This is a genomic window from Runella rosea (assembly GCF_003325355.1).
Lineage (GTDB): Bacteria > Bacteroidota > Bacteroidia > Cytophagales > Spirosomataceae > Runella > Runella rosea.
Genome location: NZ_CP030850.1, coordinates 2,751,602 through 2,776,073 on the forward strand (window position 1 = coordinate 2,751,602; position 24,472 = coordinate 2,776,073).

General features: G+C 47.6%; 18 protein-coding genes. 14 read left to right on the forward strand and 4 right to left on the reverse strand.

The window, feature by feature from the left end; all coding sequences use genetic code 11:
* Window positions 1-489 precede the first annotated feature (489 nt).
* The 7 genes from DR864_RS11630 to DR864_RS11660 all read left to right on the forward strand — a co-directional run bounded on the left by DR864_RS11630 (window position 490) and on the right by DR864_RS11660 (window position 6,800).
* Window positions 490-969, forward strand: a complete 480-nt coding sequence (locus DR864_RS11630) for a DUF2975 domain-containing protein (protein ID WP_114067136.1) — start codon at window positions 490-492, stop codon at window positions 967-969.
* A gap of 3 nt (window positions 970-972) precedes the next feature.
* On the forward strand, window positions 973-1,200 hold the full coding sequence (locus DR864_RS11635; RefSeq protein ID WP_114067137.1) for a helix-turn-helix domain-containing protein: 228 nt from the start codon (window positions 973-975) through the stop codon (window positions 1,198-1,200).
* A 365-nt stretch (window positions 1,201-1,565) separates the two neighbouring features.
* Window positions 1,566-2,078, forward strand: a complete 513-nt coding sequence (locus DR864_RS11640; protein ID WP_114067138.1) for a GNAT family N-acetyltransferase — start codon at window positions 1,566-1,568, stop codon at window positions 2,076-2,078.
* Between the two features lie 181 nt (window positions 2,079-2,259).
* A complete protein-coding gene (locus tag DR864_RS11645) occupies window positions 2,260-2,646 on the forward strand; it encodes a hypothetical protein (RefSeq protein ID WP_114067139.1) in 387 nt (128 codons plus the stop codon).
* A 15-nt stretch (window positions 2,647-2,661) separates the two neighbouring features.
* A complete protein-coding gene (ppsA, locus tag DR864_RS11650) occupies window positions 2,662-5,034 on the forward strand; it encodes a phosphoenolpyruvate synthase (RefSeq protein ID WP_114067140.1) in 2,373 nt (790 codons plus the stop codon).
* A 22-nt stretch (window positions 5,035-5,056) separates the two neighbouring features.
* Window positions 5,057-5,809: an SDR family NAD(P)-dependent oxidoreductase gene (locus tag DR864_RS11655; RefSeq protein WP_114067141.1), complete on the forward strand. Its 753-nt coding sequence runs from the start codon at window positions 5,057-5,059 to the stop codon at window positions 5,807-5,809.
* A 217-nt stretch (window positions 5,810-6,026) separates the two neighbouring features.
* The gene (locus DR864_RS11660) at window positions 6,027-6,800 is read left to right on the forward strand and encodes an NIPSNAP family protein (protein ID WP_114067142.1); all 774 of its coding nucleotides are present in this window, start codon (window positions 6,027-6,029) and stop codon (window positions 6,798-6,800) included.
* A 105-nt stretch (window positions 6,801-6,905) separates the two neighbouring features.
* Here the strand turns inward: DR864_RS11660 and DR864_RS11665 are convergent, their stop codons facing one another.
* Window positions 6,906-9,029: an outer membrane protein assembly factor BamB family protein gene (locus DR864_RS11665; RefSeq protein ID WP_114067143.1), complete on the reverse strand. Its 2,124-nt coding sequence runs from the start codon at window positions 9,027-9,029 to the stop codon at window positions 6,906-6,908.
* Between the two features lie 285 nt (window positions 9,030-9,314).
* On the opposite strand from DR864_RS11665, the gene DR864_RS11670 reads away from it, so the two are divergent.
* Window positions 9,315-11,558: a tetratricopeptide repeat protein gene (locus DR864_RS11670; RefSeq protein WP_114067144.1), complete on the forward strand. Its 2,244-nt coding sequence runs from the start codon at window positions 9,315-9,317 to the stop codon at window positions 11,556-11,558.
* A 91-nt stretch (window positions 11,559-11,649) separates the two neighbouring features.
* Here the strand turns inward: DR864_RS11670 and DR864_RS11675 are convergent, their stop codons facing one another.
* Window positions 11,650-13,065: an aldehyde dehydrogenase family protein gene (locus tag DR864_RS11675; protein ID WP_114067145.1), complete on the reverse strand. Its 1,416-nt coding sequence runs from the start codon at window positions 13,063-13,065 to the stop codon at window positions 11,650-11,652.
* A gap of 202 nt (window positions 13,066-13,267) precedes the next feature.
* Here DR864_RS11675 and DR864_RS11680 point away from each other — a divergent pair, with 202 nt between their 5' ends.
* Window positions 13,268-14,272 (forward strand): helix-turn-helix transcriptional regulator, encoded by a 1,005-nt coding sequence (locus DR864_RS11680; RefSeq protein ID WP_114067146.1) that lies wholly within the window; start codon window positions 13,268-13,270, stop codon window positions 14,270-14,272.
* A 92-nt stretch (window positions 14,273-14,364) separates the two neighbouring features.
* Window positions 14,365-15,168 carry an SDR family oxidoreductase gene (locus DR864_RS11685; RefSeq protein WP_114067147.1) on the forward strand — a complete coding sequence of 268 codons (804 nt, stop codon included), beginning with the start codon at window positions 14,365-14,367 and terminating at the stop codon, window positions 15,166-15,168.
* 6 nt (window positions 15,169-15,174) lie between these two features.
* On the opposite strand, the gene DR864_RS11690 is transcribed toward DR864_RS11685, so the two are convergent.
* Together DR864_RS11690 and pckA are read right to left on the reverse strand one after the other, a co-directional pair.
* Window positions 15,175-16,065, reverse strand: a complete 891-nt coding sequence (locus DR864_RS11690) for a S1 family peptidase (RefSeq protein ID WP_114067148.1) — start codon at window positions 16,063-16,065, stop codon at window positions 15,175-15,177.
* Window positions 16,066-16,259: 194 nt separating this feature from the next.
* Window positions 16,260-17,870 carry a phosphoenolpyruvate carboxykinase (ATP) gene (pckA, locus tag DR864_RS11695; RefSeq protein ID WP_374755788.1) on the reverse strand — a complete coding sequence of 537 codons (1,611 nt, stop codon included), beginning with the start codon at window positions 17,868-17,870 and terminating at the stop codon, window positions 16,260-16,262.
* 375 nt (window positions 17,871-18,245) lie between these two features.
* On the opposite strand from pckA, the gene DR864_RS11700 reads away from it, so the two are divergent.
* From DR864_RS11700 to DR864_RS11715, 4 genes are all read left to right on the forward strand, one after another.
* On the forward strand, window positions 18,246-18,590 hold the full coding sequence (locus DR864_RS11700; protein ID WP_162793744.1) for a hypothetical protein: 345 nt from the start codon (window positions 18,246-18,248) through the stop codon (window positions 18,588-18,590).
* 114 nt (window positions 18,591-18,704) lie between these two features.
* Entirely contained in the window at window positions 18,705-19,826 is a 1,122-nt protein-coding gene (locus tag DR864_RS11705; protein WP_114067150.1) for an efflux RND transporter periplasmic adaptor subunit, read from the forward strand.
* A gap of 45 nt (window positions 19,827-19,871) precedes the next feature.
* Window positions 19,872-23,024, forward strand: coding sequence for an efflux RND transporter permease subunit (locus DR864_RS11710; RefSeq protein ID WP_114067151.1), 3,153 nt, complete (start codon window positions 19,872-19,874; stop codon window positions 23,022-23,024).
* A 106-nt stretch (window positions 23,025-23,130) separates the two neighbouring features.
* Entirely contained in the window at window positions 23,131-24,468 is a 1,338-nt protein-coding gene (locus DR864_RS11715) for a TolC family protein (protein ID WP_114070246.1), read from the forward strand.
* Window positions 24,469-24,472 lie beyond the last annotated feature (4 nt).

Genomic DNA, 24,472 nt, shown 5'->3' on the forward strand with positions numbered 1-24,472 from the left:
GAAGACTGCGAACGCAAAATAACAAGAGTGTTTGCAACACGGCAAGCACCACCCAAAACTCATCAGGGCTAAAGCCCATACGTTGCCCCCTTTTTTCATGCCCCACCCTAAAGCGTGGAGTTATAAGACAAGATAAATCACTGCTCCTTCGATCGCACGCGGGGAACTTAGGCAAAATCGAATCCCTTCCGTGTTGGGGAGACTTCCTATCAAAAATAAACACAGTATTTATGATACGCTGAGTGCTAATCCTCCCCTTAAGCTCATCCTTCCGTGAGCAGAAACCTAAAACGCAGTCATTTGTAAAACCTTCCCTTCCGATCTGCATTGTCGCCTCAATAATGCGCTTATTACAGCTTCCGTGGCTCAACGCTCCAACATCGTTGTCCGGCACAATCCCCGCGGTGTTTTTTATAAAAAATAAATATTTATTGATAATCAATAAATATTTATTATGTTTGCATCATCACTTATCATCCTGCAATCCTCATGAAACGAATTTCAACCCTGTTTCTTCAGGCAGTCGTTGTGCTGATCGGCCTTGTCGCCTTGTTCATTTTGATTCGCGTTCCCCTCACCGAGGGAAGAGCCGTCAACTTAGACCTGTTCCATATTTACGCCGACCCGCTCATCCTATACGGGTACACGGCCTCCATTGCTTTTTTTACGGCGCTCTACCATGCGTTCAAATTATTGGGATACATCGGGCAAAATAAAGTATTCTCCCCGCCCTCGGTGATGGCTTTAAAGAAGATCAAGTATTGTGCGATCATACTGTGTATTTTCATTGTGGGGGCAGGACTTTATATCATGCTCACTCATCCTAAAGATGACGACCCGGCGGGCTTTATTGCCCTTTGTATCGTCACTTCGTTCGGTTCCGTGGTCATAGCCACAGCGGCAGCCATCTTTGAAAAGATCTTACAGAATGCCGTGGAGATGAAATCAGAAAATGACCTAACCATTTAAGCGATGCCGATTATTGTAAACTTAGACGTGATGATGGCAAAGCGAAAAATTTCGCTGAATGAACTCTCCGAAAGGGTTGATTTGACGTTATCCAATCTTTCCATCCTGAAGACAGGGAAGGCAAAAGCCATTCGGTTCAGTACCTTAGAAGCCATTTGCAAGGCATTGGACTGCCAACCGGGGGATATTTTGGAATATGCCCATGAGGAAAAAAGTGCCGCGAACCGCTGACATCCGTTTTACCGACAGATGTATGTTTGCGTTAGCCTGCTTATCCGTACGGGCTCAAAAAGCCAAACCTAAAGTTGGCTCTCTGATGACCCCGTTGTGCGGAGTCTTCCAACGGGAGACTCCGCACCGAAAATAAAGACAGTGTTTGCAACACGGTAAGTGCTAATTCATAACCATCAAGGCTAAAGCCCATAAATCAGCCCGTTTTTTTCAAGCCCTACGCTAAAGCGTGGAGTTTGCTGAGAATGCGTAACGCTCCATTGTTACATAAAAATTATTCTGTTATCGCTTCCGCTGTCTCTGAAAACTTTGTGTTTTACCAATATCTTTGTTAAACATCAATCCGAGACTTGTTGCACTTTTTTATGACGCACGCATCCTACACCATCGAAGAGTGGGAGGCCACCCACCCGCGCTATCCCGACTTCCTGAACTGCCTCCACGAAACCGCCCCCGACCAAGCCCCGTTTGTGACGGGAGGATATTATGGCACCCTGCCCACTCGGCTGTGGGTAGCTAAGGTACAAAATCAAGTAGTAGGCTTTTTAAGAATCGTGCTTCAGCCCATTGGCCCAGAAGCCCGTTGCCCGCCTCTTGAGGTAAAAAAGGTCACGTTGATTGAAGCCAAAATTCATGCCTTTGCAGTACGGGAAGAATTTCGAAACCAGGGCATTGGCCGCGCTTTGCAGCAAAAGGCGATTCAACGAGCGCGGGAATTGGGCTGCTTTCAACTGTCATCCTACAGCCCTTATGAATGTACCGCCAACCATCGGCTTAAGTTAGGGTTGGGTTTTGCGGCCCAACCCGAAACCCACCTGGAGGAAGGCCGAGAAGTCAAAGGTGTATACTTTTTGATGCCATTGGCTGCGCAATATTGATGAAGTAAAATAAGGAATAGGCCACATGGAATCACAGCACGGCAAATAGACAAACAACTGTTTATCAGCACACAATCATAATATCCCCCTAAAACGTCAGCTTAAAACATGATAATTGTCATTCCTTACTACTGCTAAATTCATGACCTTACTTCAAGGAATTTAACTCCTTTGGTAGAACATGGAAACACAGAAAAAACACATTGACGAATTGCACGCTGAACATCAAACATGGCTGATGGAGGCGAAATTTTACGCAGATGAATTGGGTATTTTCAACAAAAGATTGGAAGAAATAGCCGCTGAAAACACCGCGCAAGAGGTAAAAATACAGGTTGAACATTTCCAAAATCAATTCATTATCCAACAAGAGCAATTGGACACGCTCAATCATGAAGCCGTCATTCATGAACAATGGCTGGCCAATTACGCCAAAGAAAATCCCGTAGCGATAGACCGACGTCTTTTTGGCGACCACCAAGCCACCCACGCTAAAATCGCCACCTTCAAAGAAATCTATGCCGATCTAAAAGCGGAGTTTAATCGCTTTTTGGCCGATCGAATGTAACGCAATCAACGTGTTATGAATTACTGCGTCAACTTCAGGGATATAAAGCTCACTGACCTGCCGTCGGTGGGTGGTAAAAATGCTTCGTTGGGTGAAATGCTCAACACTCTTTCGCCGCTCGGCATCCAAATCCCCGATGGATTTGCGCTGACCGCCGACGCTTTTCGGTTATTTCTACACGAAAATAATTTCGTGGAGCCACTCACCGAATGGCTTACTGAACTGGATATTAACACCCTTTCCAACCTCCCCGAAATCGGCCAAAAATGCCGTAATCTGATTGGTAGCGGGGTACTTCCAGATGCCGTAAAGCAGGAAACGCTGCTTGCCTATCGCCTTTTGGAGAACGATGCGCCTATTTCGGTAGCCGTAAGGAGCAGTGCCACCGCCGAAGATTTGCCAACGGCCAGTTTTGCGGGGCAGCACGATTCTTTTTTGAACGTCGAAGGCGAAGAAAACCTGTTGAACGCTGTCATAAAATGTTACGTTTCGCTGTTCAATAACCGCGCCATCAAGTACCGTATCGACAACGGATTTGAACACTTGAAAGTGGCGCTTTCGGTGGGGGTTCAGCAGATGATTCGGTCTGACAAAGGCTCGGCGGGGGTGGCATTTACGCTGGACCCCGAAACGGGTTTTACCAACGTAATTTACCTTACGGGTGCTTGGGGACTGGGCGAAAACGTCGTACAGGGAGCTGTAAACCCTGATGAATTTTACCTGTTCAAACCCGCCATTCAAGCAGGCCAACGGAGCATTATCCAGCACCGTATGGGTGCCAAAGAAAACATGATGGTGTATTCAACGGGCACCGAACGACCGATTATCAACATTGCCACACCCCGCGAAAAGCGAGATGTATACTGCCTTTCAGACACGGATGTCGAACAGCTTGGACGCTGGTGTTCTCAAATCGAACAACACTACGGAATGCCCATGGACATCGAATGGGCCAAAGACGGGCTGACAGGAGAGCTGTTTATCGTACAAGCTCGCCCCGAAACCGTACAAACCCAAAAACAGGCCAAAGGCATTGGCATCAAAGAATACAAAATTCATACGAGCGCGTTGCCCATCTGTAAAGGAAAGGCCGTGGGGCGCTCCATTGTAAGCGGTCGGGTGAGCATTGTGGAATCGCTGGCAGATGCGGGAAAAGTCCAACAAGGCGACATTATCGTGGCCGACATTACCAATCCCGACTGGAACGCACTCCTCAAAAAAGCGGTCAGTATCGTCACCAACAAAGGAGGACGTACCAGTCATGCGTCGATTGTGGCGCGCGAATTGGGTATTCACGCGGTAGTGGGTACGATGGATGCAACCCAAAAGCTCAAAGACGGCCAGATTATTACTGTTTCCTGCATTGAAGGCGATGAGGGGCGGGTGTATGATGGCAAATTGGAATGGGAAGAGCACGAAATTAATTTTGGCAACGATACCCAGACCCGCACCAAGCCGATGTTTATTTTGGCCGACCCCGACAACGCCTTCCGTCTCTCGTTTTATCCGAATGAGGGCGTGGGTTTGCTGCGCATGGAGTTTATCATTGCCAACGCTATTCGGATTCACCCGATGGCGCTCGTGCTGTACGACACCCTGCCCGACAGTAACGACAAAAAGGCGATTGAAGCCATCACGCGGCATTATCACGACAAAAAGAAATACTTTATTGAAAAACTCTCCGAGGCCGTGGCCACGGTGGCGGCGGCCTTTTATCCTAAGGATGTCATCATTCGCATGAGTGATTTCAAAACCAACGAATACAGTCAGCTCATTGGTGGAGCGCTTTACGAGCCCAAAGAAGAAAACCCAATGCTGGGCTTCCGGGGCGCATCAAGGTATTATCACGAACGTTATCGCGAAGGATTTGGCATGGAATGCGAGGCCATCCGCATCGTGCGGGATGAAATGGGCCTCACCAACGTGAAGGTGATGATTCCTTTTTGTCGCACGGTAGATGAGGGGCGCAAAGTCTTAGACGTGATGAAAAGCTTTGGGTTAGAACGAACCAAAAACGGTTTAGAAGTCTACGTCATGGCCGAAATTCCGAGCAATGTGATTTTGGCAAAACAATTCGCCGAGATTTTTGACGGATTCTCCATCGGCTCCAACGACCTCACCCAGCTCACGCTCGGTATCGACCGCGACTCCTCCATCATCAGCGGGTTGTTTGATGAAAACAACGCCGCCGTGAAAGAAATGTTGGCCATGGTGATTCGGTCAGCCAAACAATCAGGCACTAAAATTGGCCTCTGCGGGCAAGCTCCAAGCGACTATCCAGCCTTTGCCCAATTTCTGGTAAAAGAAGGAATCGACAGTATTTCGTTTACGCCCGATGCGCTATTGAAAGGTATTGAAAACATTGTTATCGCCGAAAAGGCACTTTAATGTACCATTTAACCAAAAGAATATGAGCCGTTTACAAAACAAAGTTGCCATCATTACGGGAGCCGCAGGAGGCATGGGAGAATCCGAAGCCAAGCTGTTTGCCGAAGAAGGGGCTAAAGTACTGGCCACCGATGTTCAGTTTGAAAAAATGCAACAATGGGTCTCCGAAGCCCAAAAGGCAGGGTTAGCTATTGAATGCATTGCCCACGATGTGACATCGGAAGCTGATTGGAAAAAAGTGGCCGACAAAGCCGTTGAATTATACGGAAAAATTGATATTTTAGTCAACAACGCGGGCGTCTATCCCGCAGGAGCAACTACCGATAATACCGACAAAGCCAGTTGGGACAAAATCATTGCTATCAATCTCACGGGGCCTTTTCTGGGCGTGAAAGCAGTGGTACCAGCCATGAAACAAAACGGCGGCGGGAGTATCGTAAACGTGGCATCCATTGCGGGAAACGTGGGCGGTAACGGGCCCGCCTATACGGCATCCAAAGGTGGGCTTCGGTTGTTGACCAAAGATATGGCCGTTGAATACGCCAAAGACAACATTCGCGTTAATTCCCTGCATCCAGGCGGTGTACTGACCCCCATGACCGATTTCTTTACGCACGTACCTGGCGCTGAAGACCTCATCAAAACTACTTCGCCGCAGGGACGCCTCGCCGACCCGAAAGAACTCGCCTACGGTGCATTGTTCATTGCCTCCGATGAGTCTTCTTTTATGACGGGAGCCGAGTTGGTGCTCGACGGTGGGTCTATTGCCCGGTAGGTACGTATTGATGACGGCGGATTCTTGACTTGAATACGCCGTCAGTTTTTGGCTGATTATTAGGCCCTTTTCTCCCCATTTTTACAAAAACTTAAGCAGCGCGACCAGTTTGAAACTACGCGCAAAGATTCGGGCCATTATTGAAAAATAATCTGTGCTTATAACCGTAGTTCAGAGGCCATTCTAGCTTTTCTAAGCAATAACCTATCATATACGAATGAAAAGAAGAAAATTTATGGCGGCCTCTTCGCTGCTTGGGCTGGGAGCGGTTGCACCAGCATTGGCCACACAATCTCCCAAAAAGAACGATAAAGAAGTCTACGAATTACGGTCGTACGAGACGAAAATGGGCGGTATGGGTCGTTTAGAAGCCTACATACAAACCGCTTTGATGCCCGCCCTCAACCGCATGGGTGCGAATAAGGTCGGGGTATTTAAGGAAATGAGCAAAGACGACCCCGCTAAATTGCACGTGCTGATTGCCTACGCTACGCAGGAGCAGTACTTCCAAATCCACGGTCTACTGAAAACCGATACCGACTACCTCAGCGCCGCCGATGCGTACCTAAAAACCCCCGTCGATAAAGCAACTTTCGACCGTATGAGTAGTTCTTTGATGGTTGCATTTGACGGGATGCCCAAATTGGCCACGCCCTCCAAAGAGCCGCGAATCATGGAACTTCGTACCTACGAAAGCTACAACGAAGACGCTGCTCGTCGCAAAATCAAGATGTTTAACGAAGGAGAAATTGCCGTTTTTAACAAAGTCAAACTCAACATTGTCTTCTTTGGAGAAGTGCTCATCGGACCACGAATGCCGTGTTTAACCTATATGCTAACCTTTAAAAACATGGAAGAGCGCAACGCCAACTGGGCACAATTTAGCGCTGACCCCGACTGGAAGCAGCTCTCCCAAGCGCCCGAATACGCCAATACTGTTTCTAGAATTGCGCGTATTTTTCTGGAACCCACGGCCTATTCACAGATTTAAGATAAATTGGGAGGAAAACGGAGGAACGGAAAACGGGTGGTTTTGCAGCTAACGCTCGCAAAACCACCCGTTTTGTATTAATTCTCTTGACAAAAAATGTATAATCTACGGCAGCGCGAAGGCTACGTAACTGTCGCCTTTGGGTGTGCCGAGTTTGGTGCCGCCGCACGCAATGACCACGTATTGTTTTCCGTTGGCCTGATAGGTGCTTGGCGTGGCAAAACCCGCCGCTGGGAGTTTGGTTTCAAACAACAGTTGTCCCGTTTTTTTGTTGAACGCCCTGAACATCCCATCTTTGGTGGCGGCAATAAACAACACACCGCCCGCAGTAATGACGGGGCCGCCGTAATTTTCGCAACCCGTTGGGGCTATTCCTTTGGCCGTTAGTTCTTTAAACTCTCCTAGTGTGATTTTCCAAGCGTATTCACCCGTGTTGAGATTGATGGCACTCAACTGCCCCCACGGTGGATTGATGCCGGGGTAGCCGTCTTTATCCAAAAATTTATTGTAGCCAGTGGTTTTGTAAGGCACACTCGAAAACTTGTCTTCCACCACCGCGCTGCCCGCTTCTTTTTTCTCTTCCCCAAACAAAAAGGCAATCAGCGCGTCTTTTTCGGCGGGTTTCAGGTACGAAAACCCTGGCATCATTCCTTTTCCATTGCTGACGAGCGTGTGAATGTAGGCCCGGTCGCGACGGACATTAATGTCTACCAACGACGGATACCCACTCTTGGGATTCCCCTTGCGGTCGGCACCATGGCAGGCGATACAGTACTGCACGTAGGCGCGTTCGCCCGTGGGAAGCATCGCCAACTTATCCATTTTTGGTTTATCCACAATCGTCATAATCCAAGGCATTTCATTCGAATTTACGTACAGGATGCCCGTTTCGGGGTCGTAGCCTGCTCCGCCCCACTCCCCACCGCCGTCGTAGCCAGGAAAAATCAACGTTCCTTCTTTGCTCGGTTGCTCAAACTGATTACGATGACGTACACTGCGCAGCGTAGCGGCCAATTCATCTCGATTAGCGGCAAAGGGATTAATTTCGTCCATAGTCAGGGTTTGCCGCGAAAAAGGCGCGGGCTTGAGCGGGACGGGCTGCGTGGGCCAAGGTTTTTCGCCGGGCACACCATTGGTAGGTACTGGAATTTCTTTGATGGGGAAGAGCGATTTTCCCGTTACCCTGTCAAAGACAAACACAAAACCTGACTTGGTAATCTGCGCCACGGCATCAATCTTTTTCCCTTCCCGATTGATCGTCACGAGCGTGGGAGCCGAAGGTAAATCCCGGTCCCATACGTCGTGGTGCACAAATTGGAAGTGCCAAAGTCGCTTACCAGTAGCGGCATCGAGTGCCAACAAACAATTGGCAAACAGGTTTTGCCCAGGCCGATTGCCGCCGTAGAAGTCATACCCCGCCGAGCCAGTGGGCACAAAAAGAATGCCCCGGTCGCGGTCCACGGCCATGCCAGCCCAATTGTTGGCCGCGCCAACGTCTTCATTCTTGTAGTTATTTTTCCCCCAAGTTTCATAGCCCACTTCACCGGGATGCGGAATGGTCCGGAAGGTCCAAGCCAGTTTGCCAGTGCGTACGTTAAAAGCCCGAACGTGGCCTGGAGCCGCATCAGGGCCTTCCGACAGGCGTACGGGCATGATAATCAAATCTTTAAAAATAGTACCTGGGGTATTAGAACAGATAAATTTATCTTTTGCCGATGCTGGCAAACCATTGTGTAAGTCCATCCGACCATTTTCACCGAAAGATTCAATCGGTTTTCCCGTTTTTGCTTCCAGTGCGTAGAGCCACTGCCCCGCGCTGAAAAAGATACGTTTGTCGTCGCCGTCTTCCCAGTAAGTCACGCCCCGGTTGGTATTAAACCATTGCGGGTCTTTGGAATCTTTATATTTCCAAAGTTCTTTTCCCGTGGCGGCATCTAGCGCAAATACCTGCACCGAGGCCGTAGTACCGTACAGGACACCATCGATCATGATGGGGTTGCACTGAATCTGACCGGTAGTATCACCCGAATGGTATTCCCATGCCACTTGTAAATTTTTGACGTTTTCGGTCGTAATTTGGGTGAGACTAGAATAATGTGTGCGCTCGGGGCCGCCCAAAAATTCACTCCAACCCGTATATCGGTTTTTATCCTCGGAGCCTGAATACCACGCCGAAACGATAAGGGCCGCGCTGGCAATCGTGATTTTAGACAAAGAAATTAATTTCATAGAAAACAATTTTTAACTGACTCTATAAGCAGCGTTTAGGCATTTTTTCATGTAATAAATCTATAAAAGACGCATACCAAATAATAAAAGCCTGCAATATTCTCCAATACAGATATTTGTTTTATAAGCCTTAACTGGTATTTTTACCAACAGTCTGTACCGTTGCTTTTATCGGTATAAAATTTTCCTCTTCCAAACCCAATATTTTGTTTTAAGAAAAGTAGTCTGAATGGCACGGTTCGTGTGAAAGATTGTATTGATAGCTACCCAAAATATTGGTTCGTTATGACTCTAAAAAGGCTTTTTTTGGGCTTGTTTCTGTTGGTATTGACTTCGGCATTACCTGCATTGGCAATGGAAGTTGACTCAACCGACACAAATTTTCCTGTACCTTTAAAGCCAACCGCTGGAGTCGCAATTATTCCTCGCCGTAGCCCCGCATCTCTGCCCATCAAAGCGCCTAAAATGACGGATAAACGTTTCCGTCAACTCAATAATGCGGGTATTCAACAGGCTTATCAACTTAAACTTCAGACGTCCCAATCGCTCTTCTTGCAAGCGCAAGAACATTCTTCTGCCAACGATACCTTATTGTACAATCTCTCACTTACAACGGGTTTGCTCAAAAACTACAATGATGCCTTAGAAATCATGACACAAACGGGCGTTGGACGGCGGTATTTACACAACAAAGGGGTCTGGGAAGCGCAAAAAGGAGAATTCAATAAAAGCTTGGCGACTTGGGCGTTGGCCCAACCAACCGATACGCTATTGTTTAATATGGCCTTGGCCGAGTACCGTCTTCATAATCTATCGGGAGCGCAGGAGCACACCAAACGCATTGGATTTGCCAAAGCCGCCGAATTCCACGAACTGTACGCCAACATTGCTTTTCGGTTGGGTGATTACAAAAATGCCGAGAAACTTTACGAAAAAGCCGAGAAATTCACCCTCAAAACAGGCAGAAATGCTACAGGGCCGAGGCTGTTGGTTCAACGCGGGAACACCCACCTTGCCCAGCACGAATATGAGCAGGCGGAGGTATTGTACCGCGAATATTTAGACTTAAAAGACCCTTATTATCGTTTTGCAGCCCATTTGGGGCTCGGCCACGCGCTGTATCGACAGCGAAAATACCAACTTGCCGTGTTGGAATACGATGCCGCCTGTCGCCACAATGAAGCATCGGCCGAAGCGTGGTTGAGCCTCGGCAATGCGTATGTAGGCACCAATGGCCAACGGCAGGCCCAGAAGGCTTTTGAACGCGCCCTCGACTTGGACTCCACCCAAAAAAGCGCTTGGCTGGGACTAGGAATGGTCAATTATCGCCTACGAAATTTTGGGGAAGCGGTCTGCTGTTTTGACCAAGCAGGCGAGATTCTGAATGTAAAAAACCGTAACCACGCTGATTTTTTTGCGGCCCGCGCCTTTTGCCGCTTGTACACCGAACAATCAAAACTCGCCAAAGACGATGTGCAAACTGCCGTTCGGCTCGCTGGCAATGGGCTGCTGCCGTGTCTGGCCATGAGCGAATATTTACGCATTGAGGGATATTTTCTTTCTTCCCTAAAATGGCTCGAAAGAGCCATCCAGGCCAATGATGAAGCAAGTGTACGGATGCTCGTAAATCGGGGGAATATTTACCTCAAATGCCGCCAATACGATGACGCGATGGACGACTTTTCGCAGGCGCACCGCATGGACCCGAGCAATGTAAATGCAAGCAACGGCTTGGCCATTTCGCTCCTAAACAAAGATGAAATCGACCGCGCAAAGGTATTGTATGACAGCTTGCTACGGCAACGTAGACTTGCCTTGCTCTACAACAACCGGGGCATTGTTCAGTCGTATATGTCGCTGCGGGAGCGCCATGAACGCAACCACAAAGATGAGGCCAAATTTTCAACACTGTCGATGCAAGACTTTGATAAAGCACTGGAAGTTGATTCCACCAAAAGACCGTACTATGTCAATATCGGTAATGTGTATAAAAATCGGAATGAAGAAACCCCCGCCATTGAGAATTATCAACGCTACCTGAGCCCCAACGCCATCAGTAACATGGGCGTGCTGTTTGCAAAAGAAGCTCGCCGGGATTTTTCAGGGCATTACCTCGACATTGCCATTAGTTACGACACCGCCAACGTCATTTATCTCTACAACCGCGCCAAACTGTACCACGACTACTTCAAGGATGTGTTTGTGCGTCGCGCTGATTTGAAACAGGCCTTTAAGCTCATGCCCACCAACGACATCAGCCTCAAATACAGCCCCGACGGATTTGTGACGATTTTTCTGTTTGATTACGATTTTGAAACCTACCATTTCCCAGGCGACCCGCTTTTTGACGTACAGGCGCAGCCCCTTGATGATTTTGCGTTTTTGCCCTCTATAGATTTTATCCCGATGGACGGCGGTGGAGATGTCTTTAAAAAAGGAAAAGGAGGTCATTTAGTTACGAAGAACCAACTGCGCTTTCGGCCCGCTTCGCGCAGGAGCCGAGGAAAGACAAGCTGCCCAAAGATGTAGGGCTTACCGAATAATACCCCCAAAGTTGAAGCTGACCGGCACAAGAAAACGCATCCCTTTGAAGCGTTGGCCGTTTTTTAAAAAAAAGCCCCTAAAAATACTTCACCAATAAATCCATGATTTTCCTAACATTGGCTGTGTAAGGCGGGTAAAGAAATTTCATGGTACCAAATTGCCGCTTGGACACGCCGCGCAGGTTGCTGAACTCCTGAAAACCAAAATACCCGTTTGACTTCCCAATGCCACTGTTGTTGACCCCGCCGAAGGGCAACTCCGCGTTGCCGAACTGAATCATCACGTCATTGATGACCGTATCTCCCGCCGTGGTGTTGTTCAGGAAATAGTCAATGTTTTTCGAATCCGTACTGTGAATGTAGAGCGCAAGCGGTTTTTCTTTGCCATTCACGTACGCGATTACCTCTTCTTTGTTTTGATAAGTCAATACGGGCAACAGCGGGCCAAAAATTTCGTCCTGCATGATTTTCATTTCGTCGCTGACGTTGGTGAGCAAGGTTGGCTCTACGTAGTTTTGCTCGTCCAGTGTTTTTCCACCTACCACCACCGACGCCCCTTTAGCGATGGCATCGTCCAGATATCCTTTCAGGCGGTTGAAGTGCCGATTGTTGACAATTCTGGCGTAACTGTCTGATTTTTCAGCGCCTTCACTGTACATTTTTTGGAGCGCTGTCCGATACGAAGTGATGAACTCGTCTTTTTTGGAAGCATGAATCATCACATAATCCACCGCGATGCAGGTTTGACCATTGTTAAGGCCTTTGCTCCAAGCCGTCATTTCGGCGGCTTTTTTGATGTCGGCGGTCTCGTCAATGATGTTGGGGGATTTTCCTCCCAGCTCCAGCGTTACGGAGGCTAAATGGTCGGCGGCGGCTCGCATGACTATTTTACCGATTGTGGGCGCACCTGTAAAGAAAATATGATTAAAAGGCAGTTTTAGCAGCTCGGCGGCTACTTCGGCATCCCCCTCAAAAACGGCAATTTCTTCTTCGGCAAACAAATTGCTGATCATTTTTTTTAGAAAATGTGAGGTATGGGGCGTAAGCTCGGAAGGCTTCAACATGGCTACATTACCCGCCGCAATGGCCGAAATGAGGGGTTTGATGGCCAAGGCCAACGGATAATTCCAGGGTGAAATAATCAACACATTTCCTTTGGGCTCGTGTTTGATGTAATTGGAAGTCCCTATCATGCCCAGCGGCGTAGGAACGCGTTGGGGTTTCATCCAGTTTTTCAGGTTTTTGCGGGCAAATTTTATCTCTGACGTAATCGTATACACCTCTCCCAGTAGCACTTCTACCGCGGGTTTGCGAAAATCATCATACATCGCTTTCTCTACGTCGGGCAGGTGAGCCATGAGGTAATCCAACAACACTTTTAGTTTTTCGGCACGCTCATCTGCGTTTGTTAATGCCACGTTGACGGCATTTTTACGTTGGGCGTCAAAAACGCGTTGTAGGTCACGGGTTAAGGTTGATTCAGCGACTGCCATGTTGGAATACGTTAATTATTAATGAATTATAAAAAATAAAGTTGCTCGTTCTAAACCAATTTCTACCCTGACACTTTTAGCCTGTGTCTAACTTTTATTTTATTATTTCTCCTCAAAAATACAATTTTCAAGGAGATTGTAGATGTATTTTTAGTAAAACTGAAAATTACCTACTTTTACTAAAATTTTTATCAAAATTGCCATGAGTATTGTCAGTGATAATATGAAATACCTGCGCAAACTACACGGAATGACGCAGGATCAGTTTGCCCGTCGTTTGGGCATTAAGCGTGCTTCGGTAGGCGCTTATGAGGAGCAGCGCGCCAATCCTAACATTGATGTGTTGAAGTTAATGTCAAAACTTTTCAATGTGTCGGTGGACGATTTGCTAAAAAAAGACCTGCGCAAAATCCGTGAAACGCCCAATTTGCTCCCGATAGACAAGCCCGCCGTCGCCCCACTCGTGACCGAGCCTAAAGTGGGAATAGAACCGCAGACGTTATCTAGCATTTTTGAACAATACTATACACCTCCTGCCGCCGCTCCTCGTCCACAATCCATTCCTGCGCCGCCGTCTGTGCCAGTTGCATCTGTAATTGAGCCGCCCAAACCAGTTGCTCCAGTTCAGCCGCCGTCTCCCACGTATCAGCCGCCTGCTTTTAATAACCAATACGACAACAGCAACGGGGCTACGATGGTACAAATGCCAACGGCCGAGTACGAAAAAACATCGCCTCAGCTGATTCCTTACGTGCGCCAAAGTCAGTGGAAAGAGTACATCGAAAAGCACAACAATAGCGATTTTATCAAACGTTTGCCCGTTTTTCAGTGGCCACTCTTGCCAAACGGCGCATACCGGGCGTTTGAAGCTGGAGATGATTTTACGTACCCCAACGCATTTTTAATTGGGCAATTTATCGGCAATTGGTACGACATTGCCGACGGTAAAACCTATTTATTGGTGGCCCGAAATCTGGGCGTAGTGTGTCGTAGGGTCTATAATCAGGTCAAAATCAAAGGGACGCTCTTGCTCAGTTCCGACAAAAATACCATTCCAACCTTTGAAGTGCCTCTAAAGGATGTGTTGGAAGTGTGGGAAATTAAAGCGTTTTTCAGTACGGTTTTGCCCGAGCCTACCGTATCTTTGGACCATCTTAGGCATCTGGTCAACCAAATGCAAGAAGAATTAAATCAAATTAAAAAGTAAGGCAGTTAACTGGTATCCGTTAAAGATTGAACGTCAAGAAAAAACGCATTACCCCCCTTTAACCTATTAACCGTTAACGATATACCCAACAAATGTCCAAAGTTATTTTAATTACGGGTGCTTCTACCGGAATTGGCCGCGCAACGGCTGAATATTTAACGCAGTTAGGGCATCGCGTGTACGGCACCAGCCGAAAACCTTTTACCGAAATCGTTCCATTTCAAACCCTACTGCTGGATGTGAATGACGAGACTTCCATTCAGGCGGCCATCGCCCAACTACTCCAACGTGAACAGCGCCTCGACGTGCTCATCAACAACGCAGGGCTGGGAATCATCGGCGCGTTGGAGGAAACCCCCGATACGCTCATTGAGCAGGTGTTTAATACCAATGTTTATGGACTGCTCCGGATGTGCCGCGCGGCGCTTCCCGTTATGAGGCTCCAAGGCAACGGACTGATTATCAATGTAGCATCTATCGCGGGACGGATGGGCTTACCCTTTCGGGGTATTTACAGCGCCAGCAAAGCCGCCGTTGAAATCCTGACCGAAACGCTGAATATCGAATTGAAACCCTTTGGCATTCGGGCGTGTAGTATTTTGCCGGGCGACGTCCGTACAAACATCAATGCCGCTCGCTTGGTGGCCATGCCTTCGCCAGCGTCACCTTATCGTTCCTTCGTCGAAACCATGAATACTATTGTTAACGACGAAGTGAGCAAAGCCGAAGACCCACTTTACATCGCCAAAATCATTGAGCAGGCCATCAATAGTTCTTCGCCCAAAATTCACTACATCGCAGGGCCATTTTTGCAGCGGTTTTCACTTTGGCTCAAACGCTTTCTGCCGAGCCGATTCTTTGAATACCTGCTCCGAGGAAATTATGGCTTAAAATAAAACGCCTTATTTTTTCTGGTAAAACTTCACTCCGTGCTGACGCAGGAAATCCTTAATGATGGTTCCGCTAATGCACACCCCTACGTGCAGAAAAGGGTGGTTGGACACTTTGGCGCGTTGCGTACCAATCCATACGTCGCGGTTGACCATGTCAAAGCCCAAATGAAGATGCCGCGTTGATTGTTGCATTCCGTACACCACTCCTTCCGAGTCAAACATGGGCCCGCCACTCTGGCCCACCAATCCAGGCGTACTCATCTCAATGGCGTAGGCTTGGCCCGTCTCGTCGCCGATGAAGCGAGTCACAATCCCGTCGATAGGAAAGGCGGGCGTCACGTGCGGTGCCGCACCCGTCCACTCAATATCATCAAGGTCGGCGTTGTATCGAAAATTGTTAAATTCTGAAAATGGATACCCCAAACGACAAAGTATTTTGCCTGGTTTTACCGTCTGGTCATCCGACAGAAATTCGGCAGGCCGGCCGTAGTAAGACTTACCGTCGGTGCGAAAACGCAATAGGGCCAAGTCGTATTTTTGGTGATACGTTACGTCAATATGCGTCAGACTGTCAAAGCAATTGATAAAGTCCATTTTTTGGGTAATAATCGTTCCCAAAGCCATGCCATGCTTTTGTTCAAGTCGCTTTTGGTGCAGGCGTAACTGAGGGTCGCGCTGATACTTGCGCAATTCGGCCGCAAACAGCGTATAATTTTGTTGAATCGCCGCGGCATTGACAATAATCTCGGCCACGTGTCGGCACGTAACGGCATAGCCGTTTTCGTTGACAAAAAACATGGTCGCGGCCCCGGGCAGTATGTCGGATTGGTGGTATAACCGGGTAATGATGTGAATAGGTCTGGTAAACTCGCTGACGCGCTCAATGGCTTCGACAAACATTCTTGAAGGGTTGGTTAGATTTTTGCGAAAGTTCCACAACTTTTGGGAAGATTAATAGCAATTCCTGTACCAGAAAAAAAAAGACAAAAATCGGAAGTCGGGCAACTGCCATCAAAGTGCTTAATTTCAGGGTTTTTATATAAAAAAAGCCCACAGATGGCTCTGTGGGCTAAACAAAAGTCAATGAGCACTCCTTAGCCAATCGGCCCACCAGCCAAAATCTGCGGACTGGCAAAATCTTGGTATCTACTAAAATTATCCCTGAACAAACCCGCTAAATGCAACGCCATGTGGTCATAAGCTTCGGGGTCTTCCCACGTATTGCGCGGATGCAACAGCTCACTTGGCACATTCGGGCACGAATCGGGCATTTCGATGCCGAAAATCGGATGTTTTGTATAACTCACTTGGTCTAAATCACCGTTGAGGGCCGCCGTAATCATGGCTCGGGTGTAAGACAGTTTCATCCGACTGCCCACGCCGTATCCTCCCCCCGACCAGCCAGTGTTAATCAGCCACACGTTCACTTGGTGTTGGTTGATTTTTTTGCCCAACAAATCTGCGTACCGCGTAGGATGTAACGGCAAAAACGCGGCCCCAAAGCAGGCCGAAAACGTAGCCTGAGGCTCTTTTACGCCCATTTCGGTGCCTGCTACTTTGGCCGTATAGCCCGAAATAAAATGGTACATGGCCTGTCCAGCCGTCAATCGGGAAATCGGAGGTAAAACGCCGAAGGCATCCGCCGCCAAGAAGAAAATATTTTGGGGAGCATCACCGCGCGAAGGACGCATGATGTTGGGAATGTAATGGATGGGATACGCCGTCCGGGTATTTTGCGTCACCGACCGGTCAGCATAGTTGATGGTACGCTGACCTTCTACAAAACGGGTGTTTTCAACAATCGTTCCGAAGCGAATGGCGTCGTAGATTTCGGGTTCTTTTTCGCGGGTGAGGTCAACCACTTTGGCGTAGCATCCTCCTTCAAAATTAAACACAGTTTCGTCGGCCCAACCGTGCTCATCGTCGCCAATGAGGGAGCGATTCGGGTCGGCTGAGAGGGTCGTTTTTCCCGTCCCCGACAGCCCGAAAAAAATTGCCGTATCACCTTCCTTGCCCACGTTGGCCGAGCAGTGCATCGAAAGCACTCCGCGTTCGTGAGGTAGTTTGAAGTTGAGTACCGAAAAAATCCCTTTTTTCATTTCGCCCGCGTAGCCCGTTCCGCCAATCAGAATGATGTTTTTGCTGAGATTTAGAATGGCAAAATTTTCGCTGCGGGTACCGTCCGTGAGTGGGTCGGCCTGAAATTCAGGAATATTGATAATGGTAAAATCAGTGTTTGGGCTTAGCAGCGCCTGCTCTTCGGGGCGCATAAACAGGTTGTAACAAAACAGGTTATGCCAAGCCCACGTATTTACGACCGTGATACCGAGGCGGTAGTTATCATGGTCGCAGGCATGAGCCTGACGTACATACACGGTCTTATCCTCCAAATAATCCAACATTTTGCGGTGCAGTGCGTCAAATTTTTGGGCATCAAAAGGAATGTTTATGTCACTCCACCAAACGGCTTGAAGGGTTTTATCATCACTAACAATGTAGCGGTCGTTTGGAGAACGGCCCGTAAATTTTCCAGTATCAACCATCAGCGCGCCAGTATCGGCCAACACGCCTTCGCCGTTGAGAATGGCGTGTTCAACCAACGCCGCGGGGGGTAAATTAAAATTGAATTTTTTAACCTGTCCCAGTCCTAACAGGTTTTGTACCATGTCTTTTTTGACTTCGGCATTGTCCATTAAAGCATTCATGAGCATTATTGATTTGAGGAAGTGTACGTCATTTTGCGACTTCACAAAGTTAGCAATGAACCCAAATTACAAAAATATTCGCCGATGATTTTTATAATTTATTTTGCTAATTTGGTATTGCTCAAACAACCTACCGATTTAATCTGGTGGTAGGAATGATTTGCATCAGGCTTTATAAATTTTCGAGGATATAAAACCCAATTTTAGGCCAAATACTTTTAATCACCAGACTTTATAACGTAGTGTTTTTGGATTTTTTTAACATAATCTTCGTGATAACAAACCTTTTATCTATATATTTGTCTTACAAATATGAAACCATCGGAAGGCAGACATATCATCAGAAGGTTCATTTGCTGGGTATTACTTTTGCAAATGATTCACGTATCTATGGATACTGTCAGTCCGACGGGTTTTTCTGAGAGAGGTTTTTTCTATCAGGCAAATTCTACTTCTCACCAAGCCAACAGCCTATTTGAATGGCTTGCTGGCAACATTCTCAATCCTTCGATTTTCCATCAGGACGTTCCTGTCAGTGATAAAAATGAGGAAAGCAGCTTTTTAGAAGAATTCAGTATTTGTCTTATTTGGCCACCACTTGATTTGGAATTTATCCAACGTGGAAACCCTGAGGGGCTTTCACGCAATTTTGGCCATTATCAGGACAACTTCGTACCGCATTACAGTGAGCCTAATTCACCCCCACCGAATCAGGCTTAATTTTACACTTTAGTTCAAAGTGCTTCTTTTTCGTTGAATGCCGAACATCTGCCGTTATGGGTGTTCAGTACGTTCTTTTATATTATCCATTTCTGTTTAATAACCATTATTACAATGAGGAAACCATTCGTATGTTTAACGATTGTGGGTATGTCTATGATGGCATGTTCCACGCCCGACCAAGGAACCCAAACCACTCGCGAAAAATTTCAAGTTACCCAACCCGTGGCGATTGATACGGTGTATAATCAGGATTATGTATCTGATATACACTCCATAAAAAACGTTGAAATCCGCGCCCGGGTCAAAGGATACATCGAAAGTATTCACGTCGACGAAGGTAAAAGTGTCAGAAAAGGGCAAGTGCTCTTTCGCATCAGCAACCAAGAATATAAAGGCGCGCTTTTGCACGCAACGGCGGGCTTGAAAAGCGCCATTGCCGAAGCAAAAACGGCCGAACTAGACCTGCAAAACGTCAAAAAGCTGGTCGATAAAAATGTAGTTTCCAAAACCGAGTTAGACATGGCCAAGGCCAAGTTGGATGCGCTCTTGGCCCGCGTAGAAGAAGCCGAATCAGAAGAGCAAAGCGCCCGACTTAAACTATCTTATTCGGAAATAAAAGCGCCCTTTGACGGCATCATTGACCGTATCCCCAACAAAATAGGCAGCTTGATTGACGAAGGCACGCTGTTGACTACCATTTCAGACAACAACGAAGTCTATGCCTACTTCAACGTGTCGGAAAAAGAATACCTAGAATTTGCCTCTGGCAACAAAGAGGAAACGAACCGTAATGAAGTATCGCTCATTTTGGCCAACAACGAAGAACATTCGCACAAAGGATACGTCGAAACCATCGAAGGAGAATTTGACAACGCCACGGGTAGCATTGCATTCCGGGCGCGTTTTGCCAATCCAGAGCGTATCCTCAAGCACGGTTCCAGCGGCAAAATTCGCATTTTGAAAAAAGTCAATCAAGCCTTAGTGATTCCCCAAAAATCTACGTTCGAAATTCAGGATAAAGTCTACGTGTATGTGCTTGACGGTCAGAACAAAGTGCAAATGCGTAGTTTTGTTCCGAAGTTGCGCATTCCGCACTTATACATCCTCGAATCGGGCTTGAGCAAGAATGATAAAATCATTTATGAAGGTATTCAGGATATGAAAGTAGGGATGCAGGTTGATCCACAAATGGTTCCTTTAAGGCAGATTATCGCGCAATTGGAACAGCAATAACTGGCCTGTTCATTCAATGTTGTCTCACCCTAAAGGAATTTTAGCATGTTTAACACATTCATTCACAGGCCTGTCCTGTCTATCGTTATTTCTTTGATTATTACGTTACTAGGGCTTTTGGCCATGACCCAATTGCCCGTAACCCAATACCCCGACATTGCCCCTCCGGCCGTGACGGTAACCACTAAATACACGGGAGCTAACGCGGAAGCCTGCTCTAAGGCCGTGGTAACGCCGCTCGAACGGGCCATCAACGGGGTGCCGGGGATGACCTACATGACGTCGGTATCTGGCAACGACGGTACAAGTATCATTCAGGTCTATTTCAAAGTTGGAACTGACCCCGATTTGGCCTCCGTAAACGTTCAAACGCGGGTAGCGACGGTGCTCGACGAATTGCCCGAGGAGGTAATCAAAGCGGGGGTTTCGACCGAAAAAGAGGTCAACAGTATGTTGATGTACATTAACCTCTTGAGCGAAGATACCACCGCCAACGAAGAGTTTTTGTACAACTTTGCCGACATCAACGTCGTAGCTGAGTTAAAGCGCGTCGACGGGGTGGGTTTTGCCAACATCATGGGGCAACGCGAGTACTCTATGCGCGTATGGCTCAAACCCGACCGCATGACCGTCTACAACGTCTCAGCCGACGATGTGATCACGGCGCTTCGCAACCAAAATGTAGAAGCAGCCCCTGGCAAAATCGGGGAAAGCTCGGGGCGAAAGTCGCAGTCGTTGCAGTACGTACTTCGTTATACGGGGAAATTTACGGCGCAAGAACAATACGAGAATATCATCATTAAGGCAAATCCCAGCGGCGATATTTTACGCCTCAAGGACATTGCCGATATTGAATTTGGTTCGTTGAACTATAACGTGTTATCGAAAGAAAACGGCCGTCCTTCGGCGGCGATTTTGCTCAAACAACGCCCGGGTTCCAACGCGAGTCAAGTGATTGCCAACGTGAAAGCCAAAATGACGGAATTGCAGAAGTCCTTTCCTCCTGGCATGAAATACACCATCAGCTACGACGTATCGCGCTTTTTGGATGCCTCCATCCACGAAGTAATCAAAACCTTGATTGAAGCCTTTATTTTGGTGGCGTTGGTGGTGTTTATCTTCCTTCAGGACTTCCGTTCTACGCTGATTCCCGCCTTGGCCGTACCCGTCTCGCTCATTGGTACGTTTTTCTTTATGCAGATGTTCGGATTTTCGATCAACCTCCTTACGTTGTTTGCCTTGGTATTGGCCATCGGAATTGTGGTCGACAACGCCATTGTCGTTGTTGAAGCTGTTCACGCCAAAATGGAAGAAAAAGGCCTTAATGCCAAAGAAGCGACCATTGAAGCCATGAATGAAATCAGCGGGGCCATTGTGGCCATTACGTTCGTCATGACCGCCGTATTTGTACCCGTAGCTTTCATGGATGGCCCGTCGGGGGTTTTCTACCGTCAGTTCTCGATTACGATGGCCATTTCGATTGTGATTTCGGGGGTCAACGCGCTTACGCTCACACCTGCGCTTTGTGCCATCATGCTCAAAAGCCACCACGGCCAAAAAGCCACGTTGCTTACTCGTTTCTTTGATGGCTTCAATAATTGGTACAACGGCGTATCAGACCGTTACAAATCGCTTATCAATGCCATTGCCAACCGCCGCGTGGTAACATTCGCCATGCTCATTTTCTTCATTGCGGCTACGTGGGGCACGAATATGTTTCTACCTTCGGGCTTTATCCCAACGGAAGACCAAGGAACGATTTATGCCAATATCACGACTCCTTCGGGGGCTACCCTCGAACGGACCGAGGCCGTAGTGGACGAAATTGAAAAAGTGAGCCTAAAACTCGACGCCGTTGAGTCTATTTCGACTCTATCAGGCTTTAGTTTGATGACTGACGGAGCAGGAGCATCGTTTGGGATGGGGATGATGAACCTTAAACCCTGGGAAAACCGTACCGAATCAGTAGACGACGTCATTGCGTTGTTATCTGAGAAAACCAAACATATCAAAGACGCTGACATTCAGTTTTTTCCTCCTCCAGCTGTACCCGGTTACGGAAACGCCAGTGGATTTGAGTTTCGCCTTCAAGACCGTACGGGAAGTGGCAACTTGCAAGCGATGGAAAAAGTAACAAAGTCGTTTATTGAAGAACTCAACAAACGCCCCGAAGTAGTCAATGCCTTTACGAGTTATGATGCGAGCTTTCCGCAGTATTTGATTCACGTTGACAACGAAAAAGCCGCCCAAAAAGGCGTTTCAGTGGACAACGCCATGAACAACCTGCAATCGCTTATTGGTAGTTTTTACGCCACCAATTTCATTCGTTTTGGACAAATGTACAAGGTCATGGTTCAGGCCTCGCCAGAGTACCGCATGCAGCCCGACGACCTGCTCAAATTATACGTCAAAAATACCGAAGGCGAAATGGTACCTTACTCGGCTTTCGTCAGAATGGAGCGGGTATATGGCCCAGAACAGCTTACGCGCTATAATATGTTTACGGCGGCCATGATCAACGGAGATGCCGCTCCGGGCTTCAGTAGTGGCGACGCCATCAAAGCGATACAAGAGGTAGCGGCCCAAAAACTACCCAAGGGCTACACGTACGAGTGGTCTGGTATGACGCGCGACGAAATCCTGTCGGGCGACCAGGCCATTTATATTTTCATCATTTGTTTAGTGTTTGTGTATCTGCTACTTGCGGCCCAATACGAAAGCTTTTTGTTGCCGCTGCCAGTGCTTTTATCACTGCCTACGGGAATATTTGGAGCATTTTTCTTCTTGGCCATTTTAGGGTTGCAAAACAACATTTACGCGCAGGTTGCGCTGGTCATGTTGATTGGATTGCTCGGAAAAAATGCCATTCTGATTGTAGAGTTTGCGATTCTCAAACGCGATGAAGGCATGAAACCCTTGCAGGCGGCCATCGAAGGAGCCGCTTCTCGTTTGCGGCCCATTTTAATGACGTCCTTTGCATTCATTGCAGGACTGATTCCACTCATGATGGCCTCGGGAGCAGGCGCAATCGGAAACCGTACCATCGGAACTGCCGCCGCAGGAGGAATGCTTTTTGGAACCATCTTCGGGGTAATCATCATCCCCGGGTTGTACGTCATTTTTGCGACCCTTTCCGAGCGTTTTTCCACCCCAAAGAAAAAGAAAGAGATTTACTTAAATCAGGAAATTGATGCGTAACCTACCCTATAAATATAAAAACACCGTTCTTGTTTGTGCCCTCTTTTTTTTAATTACAGGGTGTAAATTATTAAAAACACCAGAACAACTGCCTGCGCTCAAACCTATGCCTGAAGCATATCCAGTGGCGCAAAAAGAGGGAAATTCGGCCGATATTCATTGGAGAAACTATTTCTCAGACACAACGCTCACGGCGCTGATTGATACCGCCTTGCAAAACAACATTGACGTGCGCATCGCATTCCAGCGCATCGAAATGGGCCGGGCCCAAGTAGAGCAAGCCAAAGGATTGACGCTCCCTTTTGTGTCAGGTGGCGGTTCGACGGGGCAGCGTCGGTTTGGGAAATATACCATGGACGGAATTGGAAATTACGACACCAATTTCTCCGATAATATTTCCGAGAACCAGAGAATTCCCGAATACCTGCCCGATTTTACCGTTGGCTTACAAAGCTCTTGGGAGATTGACATTTGGGGAAAATTGCGCACGCGCAAAGAAGCAGCATTGGCGCGCTATTTATCGACGGTCGAAGGCCGTAATTTTGTGCTCACCAACCTAGTGGCCGACATTGCGCTGTTGTATTATGAACTACTGGCGTTTGAGAATGAATTAGACCTCATTCGCGAAACCATTACTTTGCAAAACAATGAGTTGAGTATCATCCAAATTCAGAAAGATGCGGGACGCGCCAACGAGCTGGCCGTAAAGCAGTTTGAAGCGCAGGTGCTAAATTCTAAAAGTATTGAAGTGGAAGTATCCCAACGCATTGTAGAAATTGAAAATCGAATCAACTTCTTGCTAGGACGCTATCCGCAGCCTATACGCCGAAACAAATCGCGATTTACGACTCCTTTGCCAGGGCTGGTCAGGGCGGGCGTTCCGGCAGAATTGCTCAAAAATCGGCCCGACGTGAAGCAGGCAGAGTATGAATTAACGGCCACTAAAGCCAACGTATTTATTGCTAAAGCCGCCTTTTACCCGTCACTAAATGTGACAGGGGTGTTGGGCTTGCAGTCGTTTCGTCCTGAGTTTTTAATCACACCGCAATCTATTGCGTACAACATCATTGGCGGTCTGACGGCCCCATTGTTCAATAAAAGTGCGCTGAAAGCAGAACTCAAAACTGCACGCGCGGCGCAGGTAGAAGCGCTCTACAATTATCAGCGTAGTATGTTGAACGGCTATTTTGAAGTGTATAACCAACTGGTGCTTATTAATAATCTAGAGAAATTGCACGCCCTTAAAACCTCAGAAGCCGATGTGTTGACAAAATCCATCCAAACTGCTTCCGAATTATTTTCGACGGGTCGCGCTACGTATTTGGAGGTTATTTTGAACCGTAAAAATGCGCTACAATCTAGAATAGAGTTGATTGACGTTCGCAAGCGGCAATATTACTCCCTCATTCACCTCTATCGGTCTTTGGGTGGAGGTTGGAAATAAGCCA